Source organism: Streptomyces araujoniae, from assembly GCF_050871195.1.
GTDB lineage: Bacteria > Actinomycetota > Actinomycetes > Streptomycetales > Streptomycetaceae > Streptomyces > Streptomyces bacillaris.
The window spans coordinates 3668270-3689864 of the sequence record NZ_CP194070.1 but is presented as its reverse complement, the minus strand read 5'-3'; the positions used below and the strand labels follow the sequence as shown (position 1 = coordinate 3689864).

The following is a 21595-nucleotide window of genomic DNA, read 5'->3' as shown; positions in this document are numbered from 1 at the left end:
TCCTTTCCTCGTGTTCAGCCGTGTCAACAGCGCTGTGGAGAAGTCGGGCCGCGCGAATCAGGTACGGGGCACCCAGCCGGCCCGGTCCCAGTAGCGGAGCTGGTCCGCCTTGAAGGTGGTGGAGAGACGGGCGACGTCCGGGCCGCCGACCACCATCGTGGTGGCACGCCGCGGGGCGAACTCCGGCCACACGGGGGCGTTCGGGGCGGACGGCCGGCCGGTGCGGGCGAAGGAGGCGATCAGGTCGATCAGGGTGTCGGAGACCTGGCGCTCCAGCGGGCCGTCGCCGTAGGCGGGCTCGTTGGCGGGCAGCGCGTGCGAGCCGAAGAGGAACTTCGACGTCGCCTCGTGCGGGGTGCCGGAGTAGGGGGCGCGCACCGGGTGGGCGAACTCCATCAGGTACTGCGGGGAGCGGCCCTCGCGGGCGTGGCGCTCGGCCAGCCGGACGATCTGGTAGCGGAAGAGGCCGTCGCCCCAGATCTCGGTCCAGATCGACATCGGGTCCTGCGGGAGCCCGCCCCGGACGGCCGCCTTGCGGTAGAAGGCGATGGCCTGGTCCGCGTCGCGGAGGCCCACCCGGGCGCTGCCCTTGCGCAGCACCATGAAGACCGCCTCGCGCAGCTCGGCGTCGTTGGTGGGGAGGGGGCCGGGGTAGGGGTAGCCGGGTCCGCCGGTGAAGAACGAGCCTTCGGTACGGGCGTATATCGGCATGATCGGTATGCGGGGGGTGGGCAGCTCGTGGTCGAAGCCGCGCATCCACTGGCCGTCGGGCACCGGTCCGCGGTACTCGCGCCAGCCGGTCACCGGCCGGTCGGCCGGGTCACCGGAGTACAGCTCCTCCCAGGCGGCCTTGAGGTCGGTACCCGGTACGGTGCGCAGCCCGGCGACGGTGGTGCCGAGCCGGGAGGCGAGCAGCGCGTAGACCTCGCGCGACTCCTGCGGAGTGGTCGAACTGGCCGGGTTCCAGACGTGCTTGACGCTGACCGGCACCGCCCGTCTGATCACCCCGCGCAGCTGCGGGAGCAGGCTCAGCTGCCAGGTGCTCGACCCGCCCGCCGAGGTGCCCGCCAGGGTGATGTTGCCCGGGTCGCCGCCGAAGGCCGCCGCGTTGGCCTGGACCCAGCGCAGCAGCGCCGCCTGGTCCTGGAGCCCCCAGTTGGCGAAGGACTGCGTACGGGGGTCGGTGAACTCCTCGTGGAGCCCCCAGCCGAGCAGGCCCAGGCGGTAGTTGAAGTTGATGACGACCATGTCGCCGCGCGCGGCCGGCCTGGCGCCGTCGTAGTCGGGCTCGCTGCCCGCCCCGAGGAACCAGCCGCCGCCGTGGATGTAGACGACGACCGGCCGGCGGCCGGAGGTGCCCGGGGTCCAGACGTTGGCGTAGAGACAGTCCTCGCTGCTGTCCGGCAGGTAGTCGGTCTGGAGCGCGGGCGCCCCGAAGGCCGTGGCGTCCCGGACCCCGTTCCACGGCTCGGCCGGGCGCGGGGAGGCGAAGCGGAGCGGGCCCACCGGCGGGGCCGCGTAGGGGACACCGCGGAAGACGGTGACGTCGCCCTGGCGCTCACCGGCGATACGGCCCTCGGTGGTGCGCACCACCACCGACGAACCGCCCCGGGGCCGGGGGGCCCGGTGCGAGGAGGCGGCGGCCGCGGCCGGCACCGCCGAACCGGCGGTCGCCGCTGCGGCCGCGGCTGCGGCAGCGGTGACGACGAACGTGCGCCGGGCGAGGCCGGAGCTGTTGCTTGGTGTCATGACGGGAGATCTCCAGGGGCCTAGAGGTGTCGCGCCGATCGGGCCGGGATCCAGGGCGCCCGGGCGGGCGCCTCGCGGTGGTGCCGCGCCTCCGCGTCGCGTCGGGCGACGGGGACGGCGGCGGTGTCCCGCTGGGCACCGCACCGGGTGCGCGGGCCCGTCCGGCCCTGATCGGCAAGGCACTCCCTCGCGCCGGAACGGGCGCAGAGCAGGGGTCGGGAGCGGCCTCATGGTGCAACGTTTCATCCTTGGTGGCCCAGTTCGGCCCGGGTAGTCCGTCAGGTCCGGGCCGCTGGACGCGGGTAGACCTGATGGAATCCGCGTCACCTGACGAACTGCTGATCCGTTGGTTGGCGCTTGACCGGCGTGCGGCCCAGGATCGGCAGCCGGACCAGGGCGGGACGGCCGCCCCCTCCGACCCGCGGGCTCGGGTCATCCCGGAACCGAGTGGCGCGGGCACGTCCCGTACGCCGCCTCGTCGCAGACGACGCCCGCGACGGGTTCGCCGACGCCGCACCGACTCACACCCGACAGCGAGCGTTCCCGCTCGCGCCATGCGACCGTGGAGGCACCAGTGGACAACGTCGTGTCCGAGATCCGGCTCAGGCCCGCACTCCAGCAGCCGGAGTGGCCCGATGCCGAACACCTGGAGAACGTGCGCAGAGAGCTGTCCGGCCGCCGGGCCCTCGTCCGCTACGAGGACGTCCAGGCCTTACGCTCGGTCCTCGCGCAGGTGGCGCGGGGCGAGGCCCAGGTGGTCCAGGCGGGCGACTGCGCCGAGGACCCCATGGAGTCCAGCGCGGGGTACGTCGCCCGCAAGGCCGCCGTCCTCGACCTGATGGCCGGGGCCATGAAGCTGGCCTCGCACCGGCCCGTCGTCCGGATCGGCCGGATCGCCGGGCAGTTCGCCAAGCCCCGCTCCAATCCGACGGAGCGGGTCAACGGGGTCGAACTCCCCGTCTACCGGGGCCACATGGTCAACAGCCCCGAACCCGCCCCCAAGGGCCGCATCCCCGACCCGGCCCGGCTGCTCACCGGCTACGAGGCGGCCGACGAGATGATGGGGCACCTCGGCTGGGACGGCGCCCCGCGCGAACAGGCCCGCGCCATCGACCCGTTGGTGTGGACGAGCCACGAGGCGCTGCTGCTCGACTACGAGCTGCCGATGCTCCGCCGGGACGCCTCGGGCGCCCTCTGGCTCTCCTCCACCCACCTGCCCTGGATCGGTGAGCGCACCCGTTCGCTGGACGGGGCCCACGTGGAGCTCTTCTCCTCCATCGCCAACCCGGTGGCCTGCAAGGTCGGCCCCTCGATGACCGTCTCCGACCTGCTCGCCCTCTGCGAGCGGCTCGACCCCACCCGCTCGCCCGGCCGCCTCACCCTCATCTCCCGGATGGGCGCGGACACCGTGGCCGAGCGGCTGCCCGCGCTGGTGACGGCCGTACGGGAGGCCGGGCACCCGGTGAGCTGGCTCTGCGACCCGATGCACGGCAACACCGTGACCACCCCCGAGGGGCTCAAGACCCGCTACCTGGACCACGTGGAGCGGGAGGTGCGCGGCTTCCTCACCGCCGTCCGCTGCGCCGGCGGCACCGCGGGCGGCGTCCACCTGGAGACCACCCCCGACGACGTCACCGAGTGCGTGCGCAACGAGACCCGCGCCCACCAGGTGGGGGAGAAGTACACCAGCTTCTGCGACCCCCGCCTCACCGCCTCCCAGGCGGTCTCGGTCATCGCGGCCTGGCGGGGCTGACCGGCGGGGCCACCGGCCCCGCCCCCCGCAGCACCCCGTGAGCACACCCGTACCACCCTCGTACGAAGGAGAGTTCAGGTGGAAGAGCAGACAGCGCTGGTCACCGGGGCGGCCGGAGGCATCGGCGCGGCCGTGGTCCGGCTCCTCGCGGAGCAGGGCACCACGGTGGTGGCGGTCGACCGCGACGCCGACCGGCTGGCCGAGGAGGTCGCCAAGCTCCGTGCGGAGTCCCTCCAGGTGGCGGACTTCCCGGTCGACGTCTCCGACAGCGCGGCGGTGGAGGCCGTGGTCGCGGCCGCCGAGGAGCAGATCGGCCCCATCGACCAACTGGTCAACGCCGCCGGGGTGCTGCGGCTGGGCCCGGTCAGGGACATCACCGACGAGGACCTGCGGGCCATGCTCGACGTCAACGTCACCGGGGTGCTCAACGTGACGCGCGCGGTCGTCAACCGGATGATCCCGCGCGCCCGGGGCTCCATCGTCACCGTCACCTCCAACGCGGCCGTCACCCCCCGGGCGGGGATGGCCGCGTACGCCGCCTCCAAGGCCGCCGCGACCCAGCTCGTCAAGTCGCTCGGCCTGGAGGTCGCCCAGTACGGCATCCGCTGCAACACCGTGGCCCCCGGCTCCACCGACACCCCGATGCTCCGGTCCATGTGGCACGACCGGGAGGCCGAGCAGCACACCCTGGACGGCTCGCCCTCCGCGTACCGGGTCGGCATCCCGCTGCGCCGCATCGGCCGCCCCGACGATGTCGCGGAGGCGGTGGCGTTCCTGCTCTCCGACCGGGCCGCCCAGATCACCCTGCACGACCTCACCGTGGACGGCGGCGCCTCCCTGGGGGCCTGACCCACCCGGGCGGTGCCCGGCGACCGGAACGCGACCACCCACGAAAGGAACCAGGACCACCCATGGCCGGCATCGCCCCCATCCCGCCGTACCCGCTCCCCGAGCGCGGCGACCTCCCCGACAACACCGCCCGGTGGAGCATCGACCCCGACCGGGCCGTCCTGCTCGTCCACGACATGCAGCGCTACTTCCTCCAGCCGTTCGCCCCCGAGCTGCGCGACCCGCTGCTCGCGAACGCCGCCCGGCTGCGCGCCCACGCGCTGGCGACCGGGATGCCGGTGGCGTACACCGCCCAGCCCGGCAGCATGACCCCCGAGGAGCGCGGGCTGCTCAAGGACTTCTGGGGGCCGGGCATGCGCGCGGAGCCCGCCGACCGCGAGGTGGTCGACGAGCTGACGCCCGCCCCCGGCTCCTGGATGCTCACCAAGTGGCGCTACAGCGCCTTCTTCCGCACCGACCTGCTGGAGCGGATGCGCGCGGCCGGCCGGGACCAGCTCGTCATCTGCGGTGTCTACGGCCACGTCGGCATCCTGGCGACGGCCATCGAGTCCTTCACCCAGGACATCGAGACCTTCCTGATCGCGGACGCCGTCGGGGACTTCTCCCTGGAGCGGCACCGGATGACCATGGAGTACGCCGCACACCGCTGCGCCGTCGTGCTCACGACCAAGGAAGCGGTCGGCTGATGACGGACCTGCTCGGGCGGATACTCGCCGCCGACCCGCCCCCCTTCGCCCTGCTCCACCGCCCGGAGGCCACCGGCGAGGGCACGCTCGACGTGCTCGTCGGGGACGTGCGCGCGTACGACACCCTCGCCGACATCCCCCTCACCCCGGGCCCCCACGGCGAGGCCCGGCACGACGCCCTGGTCCTCGTGCCGTACCGGCAGATCGCCGAACGCGGCTTCGTCGGCGCCGAGGACGGCTCCCCGCTGCTCGCGATGACCGTCACCGCCCAGGAGGTCCGGAGCGTCGCGGAGGCGCTGCGCCGCATCCCGGACACCCCGATCGCGCTGACCGACGGCGGATTCGACACCGACGACGAGACGTACGCCGAGACCGTGCGCCGGGTCGTCACCGACGAGATCGGCACCGGCAAGGGCGCCAACTTCGTCATCAAGCGCTCCTACGCGGCGGACATCACGGGCTACACCCCGGCGGCCGCGCTCACCTTCTTCCGGCGGCTGCTGGAGCGGGAGACCGGCGCCTACTGGACGTTCGTCGTCCACACCGGGGAGCGCACCTTCGTCGGCGCGACCCCCGAGCGCCATGTCAGCCTCACCCGCGGCCTCGCCGTGATGAACCCCATCAGCGGCACCTACCGGTACGCGCCCGGCGGCCCGAGCCTGCCCGCCATGATGGAGTTCCTCGCGGACCGCAAGGAGATCGACGAGCTGTACATGGTCGTCGACGAGGAGCTGAAGATGATGTCCCGGATCTGCCCGGAGGGCGGGCGGGTCATCGGACCGTTCCTCAAGGAGATGGCCCGGCTCGCCCACACCGAGTACTTCATCGAGGGGCACAGCGACCGCGACCCGCGCGACATCCTGCGCGAGACGATGTTCGCGCCGACCGTCACCGGCAGCCCGCTGGAGAGCGCCTGCCGGGTGATCAACCAGTACGAGCCCGAGGGGCGCGGCTACTACAGCGGGGTCGTGGCCCTCCTGGGCCGGGACGAGGAGGGCGGCCACGCCCTGGACTCCTCGATCCTCATCCGGACCGCCGACATCTCGGCCGCCGGACGCCTGCGGATCGGCGTCGGCGCCACCCTCGTACGCCACTCCGACCCGATGTCCGAGGCGGCCGAGACCCGCGCCAAGGCGGCCGGGCTGCTGGCCGCCCTGGAGTCCGGCGGGCAGGCCCGGCTCTCCGCCAACCCCGAGGTCCGGGCCGCGCTGGCCGAACGGAACTCCTCCCTCGCGGACTTCTGGCTCGCCCACGCCGGGGACCGGCACGCCCCGGACCCGTACCTCGACGGGCGGCGGGTGCTGGTGGTCGACGCGGAGGACACCTTCACGTCGATGATCGCCCAGCAACTCCGCTCCATCGGGCTGGCCGTGACGGTCCGGCGCTTCGACGAGCCGTACGACACCGACGAGCACGACCTGATCGTCATGGGCCCCGGCCCCGGCGATCCGCGCGACCTCACCGACCCCAAGATCGCCCATCTCGACGCGGCAGTCGGCAGGTTGCTGGAGAACCGCACCCCGTTCCTCGCCGTCTGCCTCAGCCACCAGGTGCTGAGCGGCCGGCTCGGACTGCCGCTGATCCGCCGCGATGTGCCCAACCAGGGCGTGCAGCGCGAGATCGACCTCTTCGGCCGCCGGGAGCAGGTGGGCTTCTACAACACCTTCGCCGCCGTCTCCGAGGAGGACAAGACCGACTGCCCGGGCATCGGACCGGTCGAGGTCAGCCGCTCGCCCGAGACCGGCGAGGTGCACGGGCTGCGCGGCCCGTGGTTCGCCTCCACCCAGTTCCACGCGGAGTCGGTCCTCACCCGCGACGGGGTGCACATCACCCGTAACCTGCTGACCGAACTGCTGCGACGCACGGAGGGAGCGGTCCGATGACGAGCGACGACCCGGCACTGGTCAACATCGAGCCCAGAGAGGGGGGTCGGCCGGTCGTCACGGTCTGGTCGGACGTCGGCTGCCCCTGGGCCGCGCTGGCCCTGCACACCCTGCGGGCAGCCTCCGCCCGGCTGGAGCTGCCGGTCCTCATCGACCACCGGGCCTTCCCGCTGGAGCTGTTCAACCGGGAGTCCACCCCGAAGTTCATCGTGGACGTGGAGCTGGCGGCCATCGCCGCCCGCCGCCCCGAGGTGGGCTGGCGCCGCTGGTCGGCCCCCGAGTGGACCTACCCCTCCAGCATGCTGCCGGCCCTGGAGGCCGTCCAGGCCGCCAAGTCCCCGGCGGTGGGCGGCCTGCGCGCCTCGGACGAGCTGGACATCGCCCTGCGCCGCGCCTTCTACACCGAGAGCCGCTCGGTGGGCGTGCACGCGGTGATCCTGGAGCTGGCCGAGGGCTGCGAGCACTTGGACGCGGACGCCCTGGCGAAGGCGCTGCGCGCGGGCGAGGGACGCTCCGAGGTGTACGGCCAGTGGGACATCGCCCAGGGCCCCCACGTCCAGGGCAGCCCGCACCTGTTCGCCCCGGGCGGCTACGCGGTGCACAACCCCGGGGTGACCTGCCGCTGGACGGACTCCCCGGAGAACGGCGGCTTCCCGCTCTTCGAGGCGTACGACGAGTCCTGGGCGGAGGAGCTGCTGCGGCGGGTGCACGGGGCGGGGTGAGCGACGGCCCCCGGAATCCAGCACGTTCGTGACGGGGCTTCGCCGCTCGCCTGGGACATCGATGACGGAGCGTCGGCTCTTCGGCGCCGGGCTCGCCGGCCCCCGGGCAACGCCTCCCCGAGGCGGTCGTGGAACAGGGCTGGGCAGGTGAGTGCGCGGTGGCCCCCCTCCGGGAGACCACCGCGCACACGTACATCCGGAGGAGCGGGCAGAGGACTAGCCCCGCCCCACCTCCCGGTCGACCAGGGCGCCCGCGGCCCCCGTGTAGCCGGCCGGGTCGCACAGTCGCTCCAACTCCGCGCCCACCGGCAGCAGTTCCGCCGCCTGGGGGAGGGAGGCCAGTACCTGGGCCAGGGAGCGGCGGCTCATCCGGACCTCGTCCGCCGCCTCGCCCAGGAGCCGTTTGGCCTCCGCGCGGCCCAGGTGCGGGGTGAGGTGGGCGGCGATCCGCTCGGTCACCACCTGGTCGCCCGTCAGGCCCAGGTTCTCCCGCATCCGGTCGGCGCGGACCTCCAGGCCCGCGCACAGCTCGACCGCGGTGTGGGTGGCCCCGGCCGTCAGCCGCAGGCACTCGCGCAGCGGCGACCACTCGGCGTGCCAGACGCCCGCCGACCGCTCGTCCTCGGAGACCAGGCACTGCGCCAACCCGGCTGCCAGCAGCGGCACTTGGAGCGACGCGCTGCGGATGAGGGTGGCCAGCACCGGGTTCCGCTTGTGCGGCATGGCGGAGGAGGCCCCGCGCCCGGCCACGGACGGCTCGGCCACCTCGCCGACCTCGGTCCGGGTGAGTGACTGGACGTCGATGGCGATCTTGCCGAGCGCGCCGGTGGTGAAGGCGAGCGCGGCGCCGAGGTCCGCGATCGGCGTCCGCAGGGAGTGCCAGGGCAGCGGCGGCCGGGCGAGACCGGTCTCGGCGGCGAACCCGTCGAGCAGCAGCTCCAGGTAGCCGTCGACGTCCTGGGCCCGGGCGTCGCCGTCGACCCGGGCGTACTCCAGGTACCCGGCGAGCGTTCCGGCCGCCCCGCCGAGCGAGACCGGCAGCCCGCCGTCCAGGACGGCGGTGATCCGGCGGTGGGCGTCGAGCAGCAGCCGCCGCCAGCCGGCCGCCTTCAGCCCGAAGGTGGTCGGTACGGCCTGGAGGGCGAGGGTGCGGCCGGGGAGCACGGTGTCCCGGTGGTCCCGGGCCAGCCCCGCCAGCGACTCGGCGGCCGCTTCCAGGTCCGCCGCGATCAGCTCCAGGGTCCGGGCGGCGACGAGCATCGCCCCGGTGTCCAGGATGTCCTGGCTGGTCGAGCCCCGGTGGACGTACTCGGCGGCCTCCGGAGAGACCTCCGCCACCGCCCGGGTCAGCGCGGCGACCAGGGAGACCACCGGGTTGGCCGTCTCCCGGGAAGCGACCGCGAGGGCCCGCAGGTCCAGCGCCTCCGCCCGGGCGGTCCGGGTGACCGTCTCGGCGGCCTCCTTCGGTACGGTGCCGATCCCGGCCTGGGCCCGGGTCAGCGCCGCCTCGGCGTCCAGCATGGCCTGCAGCCAGGCCTCGTCGCCCGTCGCCGCCTCACCGGGCGTGCCCGCGCGGACGGGGGAGAGGATTCCGGAGTCGATGCCGGGGCGGGCGGGCGCGGCCGGCCCAGTCCCGGTGGCGGCGGAACCGGCCGGTCCGGGGCCGGTGCCGGAGCCCGTACCGGCCGTGGCTCGGGCGTCCGGACCGGAGCCCGTACCGCTACCGGCCGTGGCTCGGGCGCCCGGGCCGGAGCCCGTCGTGCCTGCGGCGGGTGCCCCCGGGCCGGAGCCCGTACGGGCCGCCGCCCCCGGTGCCGGAGCACCGGGGGCGGCGGCGGGGCCGGGGGTTCCGGCGGTCACACGATCACCCCGACGAGACCCTCTTCCGAGGTCTGGACCTGGGTGGTCCAGGGGCGGTTGGCGACGGGGGACACCGCCAGGGCCGCCCGGGCGATGGCGTCCGAGTCGCCGAGCGTCACCGAGTCGACCCCGGGGCGGATGCCCGCGGCCGTCACCCAGTGGACCGACTCCGTCGGCACGCCGTAGGCGAAGCGCCGGGGGTGCACCTCGCCGTTGCCGTCCAGCAGCCGGTAGGGCCGCTCGGTGACGGCGAGCCCGCCGGTCTGGTAGCTGCTGCCCTGGGAGGCGGCCATGGAGTACGGCTGGGCCTGCCCGGTGTCCAGCAGATGGCGCATCAGCGGGTCGTCGGTGCGCCGCAGATCGGGCTCGGGCAGCCGGGCCTCGATCAGGACCGTCGAGTGGATCGGCGGCCCGGGCACCTCGGTGGAGACCGCGACGAACTGCGGTGCGCCGGTGTCCACGGCGATCTTCGTACCCGGTCCGGTCACCTCCAGCAGACCTGCCTCGATGAGGGCGATCATCTCCTCGATGCGGGAGGCCGGCGGGCCGATCGAGAGGAAGGCGTTGAGCGGGGTGTACCAGGCCTCCAGCTCGTCCCGGTAGGAGTCACCGGCCAGTCCGCCGTGGTCGACCGCGAGCCGGATCTCGTTGCGGAGATCGCGCAGCACGTCCAGCGCGGCCTTGACCGGACCGCTGACGTTGCCGCTGCGGGCGGCGACCACATCGGCGGCCAGATACTCCAGGAGCCAGGCCCGGAAGCTCTCCCGGCTGGTGAACTCCCGGTTCTCGTACGGCTTGGAGAGCCGTTCCCAGGACCAGTGGTCCTCCGGCTGGATGCCGAACTCGGTGAGCAGCTGCACCCCGTCGTCGTCGGCCGGGCGCTTCAGGAAGCGCTCGGCCAGCTCGGCGCCGTCCGCCGCCCGGTCCCGGGCGGTGAGCAGGGTCTCGTAGTAGACGCTCTCCACCTCCCGGGAGATCAGCGGCCACAGGTCGGTCTTGAACCGGATCTGCTGGCCGTCGGCGGAGCGGGCGCGCAGCTTCTCGATGTACTCGACGGTGAGGAGCCGGGGGAAGTAGCGGCCGTAGGCGCCCTTCTGGTTCTCGCCGCGCGAGTGGTAGGGCACCCCGCGCCGGGAGAACGCGTACATCTTCGGCTCGCGGCCTGAGGCGCGGTAGACGAGCCTGCCGTCCTCGCCGCGCTCGAAGGTGCCGCCCCGGCCCGCGCTGAACAGGGCCATGTGGTCGAAGAAGTTGAGCCCCAGACCGCGCAGCAGCACCGGCTGGCCGGGCTTGATGTCGCTGAGGTCCAGGTCGGCCGGGTTGGCCGGGGCCACATAGGTGAGGTGGTGGATCCGGGCGAGGCCCGCCGTCCGCGCCTCACGCGTGGTCAGCCGGGTCGGCAGGTGGCCCTGGGCCAGGATGATGGCGTCCAGCTCGTTGAGCCGGGTCCCGTCCTCCAGCCGGACGCCCTGGGTCCCGTCGGTGACCCCGTGCACATCGGCGATGGCCACCGCACGGGAGCGGTGCACCTTGACCGACACGTGCTCCGGAGCGCGGTCCACCACCTCCTGGAAGCAGCTGCGCAGGTAGCGGCCGTAGAAGGAACGGGTGGGGTAGGAGTCCGGGCCGAGCGACCGGGCCTCGGAGAGCACGTCCTCGTCGGCCTCGGCGTGGCCCGCCTCGACCCGCGCGACCAGGGCGCGGGCCCACTCGTACAGGCTGGGCCCCGCCTCGATGGGACCCTCCAGCCGGGCGCTGTCGTCGGTGAAGACGGTGATCTGCGAGGCCACCGTGTTCATCAGCAGATGGCGGGACTGCTCGGGCCGCCAGACCGTACCGGCCCCCGGCGGGGACGGGTCCACCACGTGGATGGTGACCCCGGCGTGGCCGGGGTTGGCTCTCTCGTTGGCGCAGAGCCGTTCGATCACCGACAGGCCGCGGGGCCCGGCGCCCACGACACAGATCTCCAGGAGAGCCTTCGTCATGACAGTTCGCCGTTCCCGTCGGAGCCGGCCGCCAGCAGCCGGGCCAGTTCGAGTCGCTTGATCTTGGTGGTGGCCGTCTGGGGGAGGTCCTCCAGCTTCCACCGGACCGGGTCCGCCATCGGGGGCAGACCGACGACGGCGTCCTTCCAGACCCGCTCGTCCAGCGGCTTGTCGTCACGGGTGGAGACGACCGGGACGGGGCGGCCGTCGGGGCCGGGGATGATGATGACCTCGATCAGGTCCTCGATCCGGGCGAAGAGCTTGTCCTCGATCTCCAGGGTCGACTCCACGCCGGGGATCTCGTCGACCTCGCGGTCCAGCAGGTGCAGACAGCCCCACTTGGTGCGGTAGCCGACGTCACCCATCCGCCACCAGCCGTCGTTGACCTGCTTCTCCCACCGCTGGTGCTCACCGAGGTAGGTGACGATCCGGCCGTCGCTGCGGACCTCGATGAAGCCCGGCGAGGACTTCGTCGGCGGGCGGCCGTCGCGGCTGACCACGCGGACGTTGGTCATCCCGTGGAACGGCGAGCCGACACAGCGGCCGTCGGCCTCGGCGCCGCGCTTGCGGGAGTACGTACGGGCGGCGATCGGGCCGACCTCGCTCTGCCCGTACGCCTGGGCGAAGAGCGGCAGCTTCCGGCGCGAGGCGCCCAGCAGCGTGTGCACGGTGCGCGGGTGGATGGCGTCGAAGGTGGAGCTGAAGTACTTGACGTTGCTCAGCGGGCCGCGCGGGTCCTTCGCCAGCACCTCCCAGCGCAGGAAGGTGTTGGGGTGGGCCTCGATGAGCCCCGGCGGGACCTGCGAGAAGAGCTTGGCGACCGACTCCGGCTCGTCGTCCTTCAGGATGATCAGCGGGTGGCCCTGGAGGATCGCGATCGGCATCGCGGTGAACATCCGCGAGTGCACGAACGAGACGTGGATGGCGATCGGTTCGCGGCTGCGGACCGCCGAGACCACGGTGGCCTGCGGGCGGTAGCGGGCCTGGAAGGTGTGGCCGGTGTGGACGGCCAGCTTCGGGGTGCCCGTGGTGCCCGAGGTGTGGGTGATCAGCGTCGGGTGGTCCGGCGGCATGGTGATCGGGTCGACCCGTGCGGTGCCGGCGTACGAGGCCAGCGGCGTGGCGCCCTCGAAGGTGCCGGAGGCGAGCAGGACCTTCTTGGCGACCTCGAAGACCTCGGCCGGAAGGCTGTCGGTGAGCTTGGCCTCGTCGGTGAAGAGGTAGGGCTGCTGGGCCCGGCGCACCAGCTCGACGACGGTCTCGCCGTCCAGCTTGGGGGAGAGCAGCACCGGTACGGCGCCGATCCGCGCGGCGGCGCAGGCCATCAGCGAAATGTCGAAGCCGTCGGTCTTGTGGACGACGATCTTCTCACCGGTGCGGACCCCGGCGGCCCACAGCCGCGACGCCAGCTCGGCGACCAGCTCGGCCACCTCGGGCAGCGCCAGCCGGCGGCCCAGTTCGGGCGCGACATCCAGGTCGTGGTCCAGGACCACCATGTTGCCGGGATGCCGGGCGGCCGCCCGGTCGAAGAGCGTCCCGAGCCGGATGCCCTTGTTCCCTATTCGTTGCAGAAACATCTCGCCCACTCCGTTTCACGTACGCGGGAAGGAACCCGTCATGCGGATTCGATGACGTCCTTGATTCGCTTGAGGGTGTCGTCGAGGTCCCGTTCCAGCTTGGCGGTCCAGTCCGCGACGAATCGCTTACGAGCATCCTCGTCGAGCTCGGAGACGATCTTGTGAATTCCGGCGGTCGCCTTTCCCATGCGGAAATGGTGGACCAGCCGGCTGCCTTCGGCGAGCGGCTCGATGTCGAAGCCCCAGACGGATTCCTGGTCGTCCTGGGCGTGCGAGAGCATCATCCAGCGGAAGGTCACACCGGGCTCGGCCGCCGTGACCCGGGCCTCGGTGTACCAGGTCCCGCGCACAAGCGGGGCCCAGGCCACGACCTCCTCGCTGCGGAGGTTCTCGCCGCGGAAGATCGTTCCCACCGCCGCGGGCTCTCCATCGATCCATTCACCGCCCCGGCATTCGGGGCTCCATTCGGCGCTGCGCGGCAGATCGCTGACGACCGCGTAGACCTCTTTCGGGGTCGCGGAAACCGCAATGTCCGCGCGCAGTTCGAACAGGGGGGAATTGTCGATGATTGATTCGCTCATAAGGAGAACTCTGGTGGCGCGCCGAACGCGGGTCAACAAACCCCGAGATGGTCCGTCAAGTTCTTTCCGGTGCGACTTCCGCGCCGGTCCGGCCGACCCTCAGCAGGATCTTTCCGCGGACCTCGCCGCGCTCCAGGGCGCCGTGCGCGTCCGCCGCCTCGCTCAGCGGCATCGGCACCGTGGCCGGGGGCAGCAGCTTCCCGGCTGCCAGCAGCGTGCCGATGGTCTCGGCGGCGGCGGCCAGTTCGGCGGTGGTGGCCTGTGAGATGGCGAAGCCGACGACCGAGCAGTCCTTCAGATAGAGCGGTCCCGCGGGCAGCACCGGCCGGGTGGTGAGCCCGGCGAGCACCACCACCCGCCCGCGCCGGGCGAGCAGGTCGACGGCCGTCTCCAGGTCGTTGCGGGCCGAGGTGTCGATCCACACGTCGACGCCCTGGGGGCAGGCGGCTCGTAGCCGCCCCACCACGTCCGGGTCGCGGTAGTCGATGACCTCGTCGGCGCCGAGGCCCCGGAGCCGGTCGATGTCCCGGGCCGACGCGGTGGCGACGACCCGCGCCCCGGCGTGCACGGCGAGGACGACGAGGGCGCTGCCCACGTTGCCGCCGCCGCCCAGGACGACGACGGTCTCGCCCGCCTGCACCCGGCCGTGCGGGTGGAGGGCGAGGTAGGCGGTGGCGGCGGGGTGGGCCAGGGCCACGGCGTCCTCGGGGTCGACCCCGTCGGGCAGCCGGTAGAGCCGGTCGGCGGGGACGGCCACGCGCTCGGCGGCGGCACCCTGCCGGCCGGCGTGGCCCATGCTGTTGCACCAGACGCGTTCGCCGGCCTCGAAGCCGGTGCCGGGCGCGGCGGCGGCGACGGTGCCGGCCAGATCGCGGCCGATCACGAAGGGGAAGGTCACGGGCGTGCGCCAGGCTCCGGACCGGACGAAGGTGTCGACGTGGTTGACGGAGGCGACACTCACGTCCACCAGGACCTCGCCCGCCTGTGCCACAGGCTGGGGGAGTTCGCCGTACCGGATGGTGTCGGGGGAGCCGAGCTGTTCGATGTAAGCGGCGAGCATGGTGCCGGAGTCTGTCAGCGGCGGACCGGGCCCGTCACCACCGGCAAGGACTCTCTGTCAGGTCGGTCGATCTCCCGCGGCGCGGACCGTGCGGCACCTGGGCGGGGGCGCCGGATCCGACCTGACGGATACCTCCGCGGGCCCGTCGGCGCACCCCTAGCCTGGACGCCGTGGACCTGACACGCACCGACCCCGAACCCGCGGACTCCGGACCCACGGCCTCCGTACGCGTCGGCCCGGAACCCGCCGAGCCCGTGCCCGCGGACCCGGTACTCGCCGGCGCCGCACCTGTGGACTCCGTGCCCCCCGAACCCGCGCCCCCCGAGCCCGCATTCGCAGCCCCCGCGCCCGTCGACCTCGTCCTCGTCGATCTCGGACCCGGCGATCCCCGGATGGCCGCCGATGTGGCGCCCCTGATCCGCGCGTTGCGCCCGCGGCTGTCGGCCGACGCCTTCACCGCCTTCGCGGAGGAGGGGTACGCCCAGGGGCTCCGCTTCACCGTCGCGTACGACGCCGCCACCGGCCGGGCCCTCGGGGCGGCCACCCACCGGGTGCTGGCGACCAGCCGGGGGCGGCTGCTGTTCGTCGACGACCTGGTGACGGCGGCCGAGTCCCGGGGCCGGGGGGTCGGCGCCCGCCTGATGGCGGAACTGGAGCGGCGCGGCCGGGCGGAGGGGTGCGCCCGGCTGGAGCTGGACTCGGGCACCACCAACGTGGACGCGCACCGCTTCTACCACGCGCGCCGCCTGACGGTGGCCGCGTTCCACTTCGGCCGGGAGCTGGAGCCGGACCCCGGGTGAGGGGGCCGGGCGCGGACGGGGGCCCGGTACGGACGGGGGCCCGGTACGGACGGGGTCCGGTCCGGACGGGGACCGGTACGGACGGGGACCCCGGTACGCACGGGGACCCCGGTACGCACGGGGACCCCGGTACGGACGGGGCTCCGTCCGTACCGAAAGGGGTTCCGCAGGCCGCTGGCGCCGCTCAGAACGCGTATCTGATCCGCAGCCAGGGCGCGTGCCCGGCGATCAGCTCCCGCAGCCGGGCCAGGGCGTCCCGCTTGATCTCACGGGCGTAGCGGACGTTGAGCGCCCCGTTCTCCGAGCGCTTGGTCTCCTGCGCGGCGGGCTGCCAGAGGACCTCCTCGGCCCGGGGGTGCCAGCCGAGGTTCACCTCGTGCAGCTGCTGGTTGTGGGTCAGCATGATGATCTCGGCGCCCGCCTGCGCCTTCACCCGGGCGGGCAGCACGTCGTCGAGGTGGTCGAGCAGGGCGGCCCAGTCGCGCTGCCAGCCGGGGCGCAGCACCACGGGCGAGAGGTTGAAGTGGACCTCGTACCCCGCGTCCAGGAAGTCGGCGGCGGCCGCGACGCGCTCCGCGACCGGGCTGGTACGGAGGTCCAGCAGCCGGGAGTCGTCCGGGGGCATCACCGAGAACCGCACCCGGGTGCGCCCCTGGGGATCCAGGGCCAGCAGATCGGGGTTGACGAACTTCGTGGCGAACGAGGCCTTCGCGGTGGGCAGAGTGCGGAACGCGGCGATGAGATCGGCCGTGTTGTCGCAGATCAGGGCGTCGACCGAACAGTCGCCGTTCTCCCCGATGTCGTAGACCCAGGCGTGCGGATCGCACTGGTTGGGCTCGGGTTTGGGCCCCTGGGCCCGGACGTGCCGCCGTACGTGGGCGGTGATCGCCTCGATGTTGGTGAAGAGCGTGATCGGGTTGGCGTACCCCTTGCGGCGCGGCACATAGCAGTACGCGCACGCCATCGCGCAGCCGTTGGAGGCCCCGGGGGCGATCCAGTCGGCCGAGCGGCCGTTGGGCCGGGTGGTGAGGCTCTGCCGGACGCCCAGGACCAGGGTCTCGGTCTTGATCCGGGTCCAGCGGGCGATGTTGCCCTCGTTGCCGTGGAGGGAGGGGACCCGCCAGTGCCCGGCGATCTCGGTGACGGGGACGCCGGGCAGCCGGGCCAGGATCTGCTGCCCGCGCGGCGAGGCGAGCGCGGCGGGCTCCGCGTACACCTCCCGTACGTCGAGCATCCGCCGGGCCCGCGCACTGTCCCGGAACCCGCCGCCCCGGCCCGGCGGTTCGGCGAGCACGGTCTCCTCCCAGCCGAAGAGGGCCTGCTGCTCGGGCTGTTGGGGCCGGTCGGGGGGCTGGTGCACGGCCCCGACCCTACGGGGGCCACGGCGGGGAAGGGCCCGACAGGCCCGTGCCGGAGTGTCGGCGTACGGGGACGGGCGCGGGCTGCCACGATCGTCGGGCTCCGACACGGAAGGCGGCTCCCCCCCATGGCACCACGTCCGCACTGGCTGTTCGGGGACCAGCTCGGTCCGCACTTCCTCGACCCGCGCCACGGCGGCCCGGACGACCGGGCGCCGGTGGTCATGATCGAGGCGCGTTCGGTGCTGCGCCGGCGCCGCTTCCACCGGGCCAAGGCGCATCTGGTCCTCTCCGCGATGCGGCACCGCGCGGCGGAACTCGGCGACCGGGTTACGTACGTCCGGGCGGAGACGTATGGGGAGGGGCTGGCGGAGGTCCGCAGGAGCGGGCCCCTGACGGTCTGCCACCCCACCTCCCGCCGGGCGCTGGAGTTCGTGCGCGGGCTGGAGGACGTGGAGATCCTCCCGGCCAAGGGCTTCCTGGTCAGCCACGACGACTTCGCGCGGTGGGCGGGGAAGGGCAAGGCCGAAGGAACGGGAGAGGGCGAGGCCGAAGGAAAGGGGAAGGGCGAAGCCGAGGGCACGGGGAAGGGCGGCGGGAACCTGCGGCTGGAGGGCTTCTACCGCTGGGTGCGCGAGCGGCACGAGCTGCTGATGGACGGTGACCGGCCTGTCGGCGGGCGGTGGAACCTGGACCAGGAGAACCGCGAACCACCGCCCCGGGGGCAGGAGACCCTCGACGTCCGGGGCCCCTGGCGGCCGTCGGAGGACGAGATCGACGACGAGATCCGCCACGACCTGGACCGCTGGGAGCGCGACGGCGAGGTCGCGTTCGTCGGCCGGGACGGCCCGAGGCTCTTCCCCGCCACCCGGCGCGAGGCCCGTACCGCGCTGCGCCACTTCGTCGCCCACCGGCTCGCCGGTTTCGGCCCCCACGAGGACGCGATGCTGGCGGCCGACCCGGTGCTGAGCCACAGCCTCCTCTCCGCGCCGCTGAACCTGGGCCTCCTGGACCCGGCCGAGTGCGTGGAACTGGCCGAGGAGGCGTACCGGGCGGGTGACGCGCCCCTGAACAGCGTCGAGGGGTTCGTCCGGCAGATCGCGGGGTGGCGCGAGTACGTCTGGCACCTCTACTGGCACTTCGGGGAGGAGTACCGCCACCGCAACGCCCTGCGCCACACCGCCCAACTGCCCGACTGGTTCCTCGACCTGGACGCGGACGCGGTGACCGCCCACTGCCTCTCCACCGTCCTCGCCCAGGTGCGGGACACCGGCTGGACCCACCACATCCCCCGGCTGATGGTGCTCGGCAGCCGGGCCCTCCAGGACGGCTGGGACCCGGCGGCCGTCACCGACTGGTTCCACCGCTGCTTCGTCGACGGCTACGACTGGGTGATGCTCCCGAACGTGGTCGGCATGTCCCAGTACGCGGACGGGGGCCGGATGACGACGAAGCCGTACACCTCGGGCGGGGCCTACATCCACCGCATGAGCGACCTCTGCGCCCCCTGCGCCTACCGCCCCACCGACCGGACCGGCGAGCGGGCCTGCCCGTACACCACCGGCTACTGGGCCTTCCTGCATCGCCACCGCACCCGCCTCGCCGCCAACCACCGCACGGCCCGCGCGGTGAAGGGCCTGGACCGGCTCAAGGATCTGCGGGAACTGTTGGAGACGGCGGCGGAACGGGGAGACACGCCTCCGTGACCGGTCGGCCCCGACCAGTCGGCCGGGGCTCGGCCCTGACCGCTCGGCCGGGCCTCAGCGCAGGGCGCTCCTCTCCTGCCACTCGGCCCAGGAGAGGTTCCAGGCGCCGAAGCCGTTCCCCGGGGCGACCACGCCCTTGGTGTCCCTGCCGGTGATCTCGAACGGGTCGCCCGGCCGCACCTGCGCGTAGAACCAGGCCGCGTCCGCGTCGCTCATCCCGATGCATCCGGAGCTCTGGTTGGACCGGCCGAAGAACTTGGCGTTCCACGGGGCGGCGTGGGCGTACATGCCCGACCAGGTCAGCCGCATGGAGTGGTCGACCATCTTGTCGTAGGCGTTGCCGAGGCCCACCGTCTCGGAGTTCATGTTGATCGTGCCCTCCTTGGCCATGAGCACGGCGGTCCCGCGCCAGGAGCGCTTGTCGCCGCCGGGCGTGCCGCCGGAGACCGGTATGCGGCGGAGCGTCTTCCCGTCCCGTACGAGGGAGAGCCGGTGGCGGTCCAGGTCGACCTTGACGACCTGCCCGGCGCCGATGGTGAAGGCGGTCCGGTAGTCGCGGACGAACCAGCCGCCGCCGTCCGGGCCCGAGTCGGTGCCGTTCAGCTCGGCCTCCAGCGTGACCCGGGTGCCGGGCTTCCAGTACGTCCGGGGGCGCCAGTCCACCCGGTCCCGGCCGGACCAGTCGCGCAGCCAGCCCCAGGAGCCCTCGGTGCCGTTCGAGGTGGTGACCTTGAGCTGCTTCTCGACCTCGGCCCGGTTCCTGACGGGGTGGTCGAAGACCAGGGAGATCGGCTGGGCGATGCCCACGGTGGTGGCCCCGCCCGGCCGCCAGTCGACCTTGTTGACCTTCCCGGCCGGGGCGGTGGTGAAGGCGGCCGTGCTGCTACCCGCCGTGCCGCCCGCGCTCCGGGTCGCCGTCCTCACCTCGTACGCGGCCCCGGGGGCGGCCTTGCGGCCGGAGGTCCAGGTCCGGCCGTCGGCGGCGACCTCGCCGGGGAGCGTACGGCCGTCGGCGGCGGTGACGGTCACCGAGGTGAGCGTGCCGCCGATGGCGGTGACCCGTACCGGCCCGCCCGCCGGGACCTGGTTTCCGGCGGGCGTCACGGCGACGGTCACGGGGCGGTCCCCGGCGCCCGGCGACGCCGTGGCGGCCGCCGAGGTCCCCTTGGCGTCCCCGGCACCCGTGGTGCCCGTGGTCTCCGTGGTGCCGGAGGAGCAGGCGGCGAGCGGGGCCAGCAGGGCGGCGGCCAGGAGGGCGACGGGGAGGCGTGCGGCGGAGAGGCCGGGGCGGGCCAGGGAGATACGGGAGCGGTCCGTACGGGAGGCGTCCGTACGGGAGCTGTTCGTACGGGACAGCGACGCGCGTGACAGGAACGCGCGTGACACGGACGTGTGCGACAGGGACGTGTGTGGCGGACGGGACAACGGGACCTCCGGGCATCACGGAAGAGGCGTTCGGTGCAGGTGATGCGGTGACTGTAGAGCCGGGAAACCCGAGGTCAGAGGGGGTTGGGGCGATGTGACGGCGACTGGTGAAGAACGGTCATGGTCCGGTCACATTCGCCGGACGGAGCGGTCATGGAGCGCTGTGAGCATCCTCCGCATCCCCGTGGAAGCGCGGGGAGCCGCCCCCGCCGGAGGCCCGGGGAACCGTCCCGCCGGAGAGCCGGGGAACCGCCCCGCGAGAGGTCCGGGGAGAAGGAGAGGCCCAGCCCGTGTCAGCGCTGCTCGTACCGCCGCCGCCACCGTCCATACCGTCGCCGTCGGCCGACCCCGTCCGCCCGGTGGGGGATCGCCCCCTCACCCTGTGCGCCATCACCGCGCGGACCTACCGCGCCTTCCTCGCCTCCCCCCGGGGCACGGCCCTCGGCGCCGGGTTCCTCCAGTGCCCGTCCTGGGCCGACGTCAAGGAGGGCTGGCGCGCCCTCCTGCTCGGCTGGGGGCCGGATCCGGAGGCGGGTGAACTGACGGGCGTGGCCATGGTGTTGCTGCGCCAGTTCCCCGGCACCCGCAAGTACTTCGCGTACCTCCCCGAAGGGCCCGTGGCCGACTGGCGCGACCCCGGCGTCGACCGCTGGCTCGGACCGCTGCTGGAGCATCTGCGGCGGGCCGGCGCCTTCGCCGTACGCATCGGGCCCTCGCCCGCCTACCGGCGCTGGGACGCCGCCCTGCTCAAGCCGCTCACCGGCCCGGGGCGGCGCCTGGGCGACGTCCTGGCCAGCGAGGTCGACCCGCTCGGCACCGCCGTCGCCGAGCGGCTGCGGGCCCGGGGCTGGAGCCGCTGCGGCGGGGACGGGACCGGGGACGACGGGGGCGGGGACGCCCAGCCCCGGTACGTCTTCCACGTGCCGCTCGCCGGACGCACCACGGACGACCTGTGGTCCGGGCTCAACCAGGAGTGGCGGCGCAATGTGCGCCGGGCGCAGAAGGAGGGCGTGGAGGTGGTCGTCGGCAGCGCGGCGGACCTGCCCGAATTCTGCCGGCTGCTCGCCGTCACCGAGCGGCGGGACGGGTTCCGGCTGGGCCGCTCGCTCGCGTACTACGAACGCCAGTACGCGGCGCTCAACGCCGAGGAGCCGGGACGGATGAAGCTGTACCTCGCCCGCCACCAGGGGGAGATCCTGGCGGCCCACACGCTGATCACGGTCGGCCGCCGGGCCTGGTACCAGACGGGCGCCTCCGCCGACCACCGCCGCGAGGTCCGGCCCTCCAACGCGCTCCAGTGGCGGATGCTGCTGGACGCCCACGCCCTCGGGGCCGACATGTACGACATGCGCGGGGTACCCTCCACTCTCGATCCGGGCGAACGTGCGTACGGTTTGCTGCGGTGGAAGCTCGGCACCGGGGGACGGGTCGTCGAGACGTTGGGGGAATGGGAGAAGCCGTTGGGCGGCAGCGCCAACCACGCGCTTCACCGTGCCTTCCAGGCGTACCTGAAGCGCCGGTGAAGCAGGTGAACCAGCTGAAGCGGGCGCAGACGGGGGACGCGGTCCGGGCCGGGGCGCCGCCGACGGCCGCGCCGACGG

General features: G+C 73.5%; 16 protein-coding genes. 8 read left to right on the top strand and 8 right to left on the bottom strand.

Annotated features, from left to right (window positions below):
• Positions 1-57: 57 nt before the first annotated feature.
• Positions 58-1749: a carboxylesterase/lipase family protein gene (locus ACQ9ZG_RS15655; RefSeq protein WP_499280689.1), complete on the bottom strand. Its 1692-nt coding sequence runs from the start codon at positions 1747-1749 to the stop codon at positions 58-60.
• Between the two features lie 574 nt (positions 1750-2323).
• On the opposite strand from ACQ9ZG_RS15655, the gene ACQ9ZG_RS15650 reads away from it, so the two are divergent.
• The 5 genes from ACQ9ZG_RS15650 to ACQ9ZG_RS15630 all read left to right on the top strand — a co-directional run bounded on the left by ACQ9ZG_RS15650 (position 2324) and on the right by ACQ9ZG_RS15630 (position 7642).
• Positions 2324-3502 (top strand): 3-deoxy-7-phosphoheptulonate synthase, encoded by a 1179-nt coding sequence (locus ACQ9ZG_RS15650; RefSeq protein ID WP_028415945.1) that lies wholly within the window; start codon positions 2324-2326, stop codon positions 3500-3502.
• 78 nt (positions 3503-3580) lie between these two features.
• Positions 3581-4351 (top strand): 2,3-dihydro-2,3-dihydroxybenzoate dehydrogenase, encoded by a 771-nt coding sequence (locus tag ACQ9ZG_RS15645; protein ID WP_018489645.1) that lies wholly within the window; start codon positions 3581-3583, stop codon positions 4349-4351.
• 62 nt (positions 4352-4413) lie between these two features.
• Complete coding sequence (locus ACQ9ZG_RS15640) at positions 4414-5037, top strand: isochorismatase family protein (RefSeq protein ID WP_028415946.1); 624 nt, start codon at positions 4414-4416, stop codon at positions 5035-5037.
• Positions 5037-6920, top strand: coding sequence for an anthranilate synthase family protein (locus ACQ9ZG_RS15635; RefSeq protein WP_109915369.1), 1884 nt, complete (start codon positions 5037-5039; stop codon positions 6918-6920). The genes ACQ9ZG_RS15640 and ACQ9ZG_RS15635 overlap by 1 nt, the downstream gene beginning before the upstream one ends.
• Positions 6917-7642 carry a DsbA family oxidoreductase gene (locus ACQ9ZG_RS15630; RefSeq protein WP_109915370.1) on the top strand — a complete coding sequence of 242 codons (726 nt, stop codon included), beginning with the start codon at positions 6917-6919 and terminating at the stop codon, positions 7640-7642. Before ACQ9ZG_RS15635 ends, ACQ9ZG_RS15630 begins: the two co-directional genes overlap by 4 nt.
• A gap of 216 nt (positions 7643-7858) precedes the next feature.
• Here ACQ9ZG_RS15630 and ACQ9ZG_RS15625 read toward each other — a convergent pair whose 3' ends face one another.
• From ACQ9ZG_RS15625 to ACQ9ZG_RS15605, 5 genes are read right to left on the bottom strand one after another with little or no spacing between them, the layout of a single operon-like run.
• Positions 7859-9502, bottom strand: a complete 1644-nt coding sequence (locus ACQ9ZG_RS15625) for a nitrosuccinate lyase (RefSeq protein ID WP_499280687.1) — start codon at positions 9500-9502, stop codon at positions 7859-7861.
• Complete coding sequence (locus ACQ9ZG_RS15620) at positions 9499-11487, bottom strand: FAD/NAD(P)-binding protein (RefSeq protein ID WP_109916449.1); 1989 nt, start codon at positions 11485-11487, stop codon at positions 9499-9501. The genes ACQ9ZG_RS15625 and ACQ9ZG_RS15620 overlap by 4 nt, the downstream gene beginning before the upstream one ends.
• Positions 11484-13064, bottom strand: a complete 1581-nt coding sequence (locus ACQ9ZG_RS15615; protein WP_018489631.1) for a class I adenylate-forming enzyme family protein — start codon at positions 13062-13064, stop codon at positions 11484-11486. The genes ACQ9ZG_RS15620 and ACQ9ZG_RS15615 overlap by 4 nt, the downstream gene beginning before the upstream one ends.
• Positions 13065-13102: 38 nt before the next feature.
• Positions 13103-13645 (bottom strand): SRPBCC family protein, encoded by a 543-nt coding sequence (locus ACQ9ZG_RS15610; protein WP_028415951.1) that lies wholly within the window; start codon positions 13643-13645, stop codon positions 13103-13105.
• A 55-nt stretch (positions 13646-13700) separates the two neighbouring features.
• Positions 13701-14705 (bottom strand): NADPH:quinone reductase, encoded by a 1005-nt coding sequence (locus tag ACQ9ZG_RS15605; RefSeq protein WP_028415952.1) that lies wholly within the window; start codon positions 14703-14705, stop codon positions 13701-13703.
• Positions 14706-14875: 170 nt separating this feature from the next.
• Here ACQ9ZG_RS15605 and ACQ9ZG_RS15600 point away from each other — a divergent pair, with 170 nt between their 5' ends.
• Positions 14876-15505, top strand: coding sequence for a GNAT family N-acetyltransferase (locus ACQ9ZG_RS15600; protein ID WP_309076628.1), 630 nt, complete (start codon positions 14876-14878; stop codon positions 15503-15505).
• Positions 15506-15689: 184 nt separating this feature from the next.
• Here the strand turns inward: ACQ9ZG_RS15600 and ACQ9ZG_RS15595 are convergent, their stop codons facing one another.
• A complete protein-coding gene (locus tag ACQ9ZG_RS15595) occupies positions 15690-16865 on the bottom strand; it encodes a spore photoproduct lyase family protein (protein WP_109915686.1) in 1176 nt (391 codons plus the stop codon).
• Between the two features lie 126 nt (positions 16866-16991).
• Between ACQ9ZG_RS15595 and ACQ9ZG_RS15590 the strand changes: the two genes are divergently transcribed.
• The gene (locus ACQ9ZG_RS15590; RefSeq protein WP_109915687.1) at positions 16992-18569 is read left to right on the top strand and encodes a cryptochrome/photolyase family protein; all 1578 of its coding nucleotides are present in this window, start codon (positions 16992-16994) and stop codon (positions 18567-18569) included.
• Positions 18570-18623: 54 nt separating this feature from the next.
• Here the strand turns inward: ACQ9ZG_RS15590 and ACQ9ZG_RS15585 are convergent, their stop codons facing one another.
• Positions 18624-19871, bottom strand: a complete 1248-nt coding sequence (locus ACQ9ZG_RS15585; RefSeq protein WP_375138316.1) for a L,D-transpeptidase — start codon at positions 19869-19871, stop codon at positions 18624-18626.
• A gap of 413 nt (positions 19872-20284) precedes the next feature.
• Here ACQ9ZG_RS15585 and ACQ9ZG_RS15580 point away from each other — a divergent pair, with 413 nt between their 5' ends.
• Positions 20285-21517: a lipid II:glycine glycyltransferase FemX gene (locus ACQ9ZG_RS15580; RefSeq protein WP_499280683.1), complete on the top strand. Its 1233-nt coding sequence runs from the start codon at positions 20285-20287 to the stop codon at positions 21515-21517.
• Positions 21518-21595: the final 78 nt, after the last annotated feature.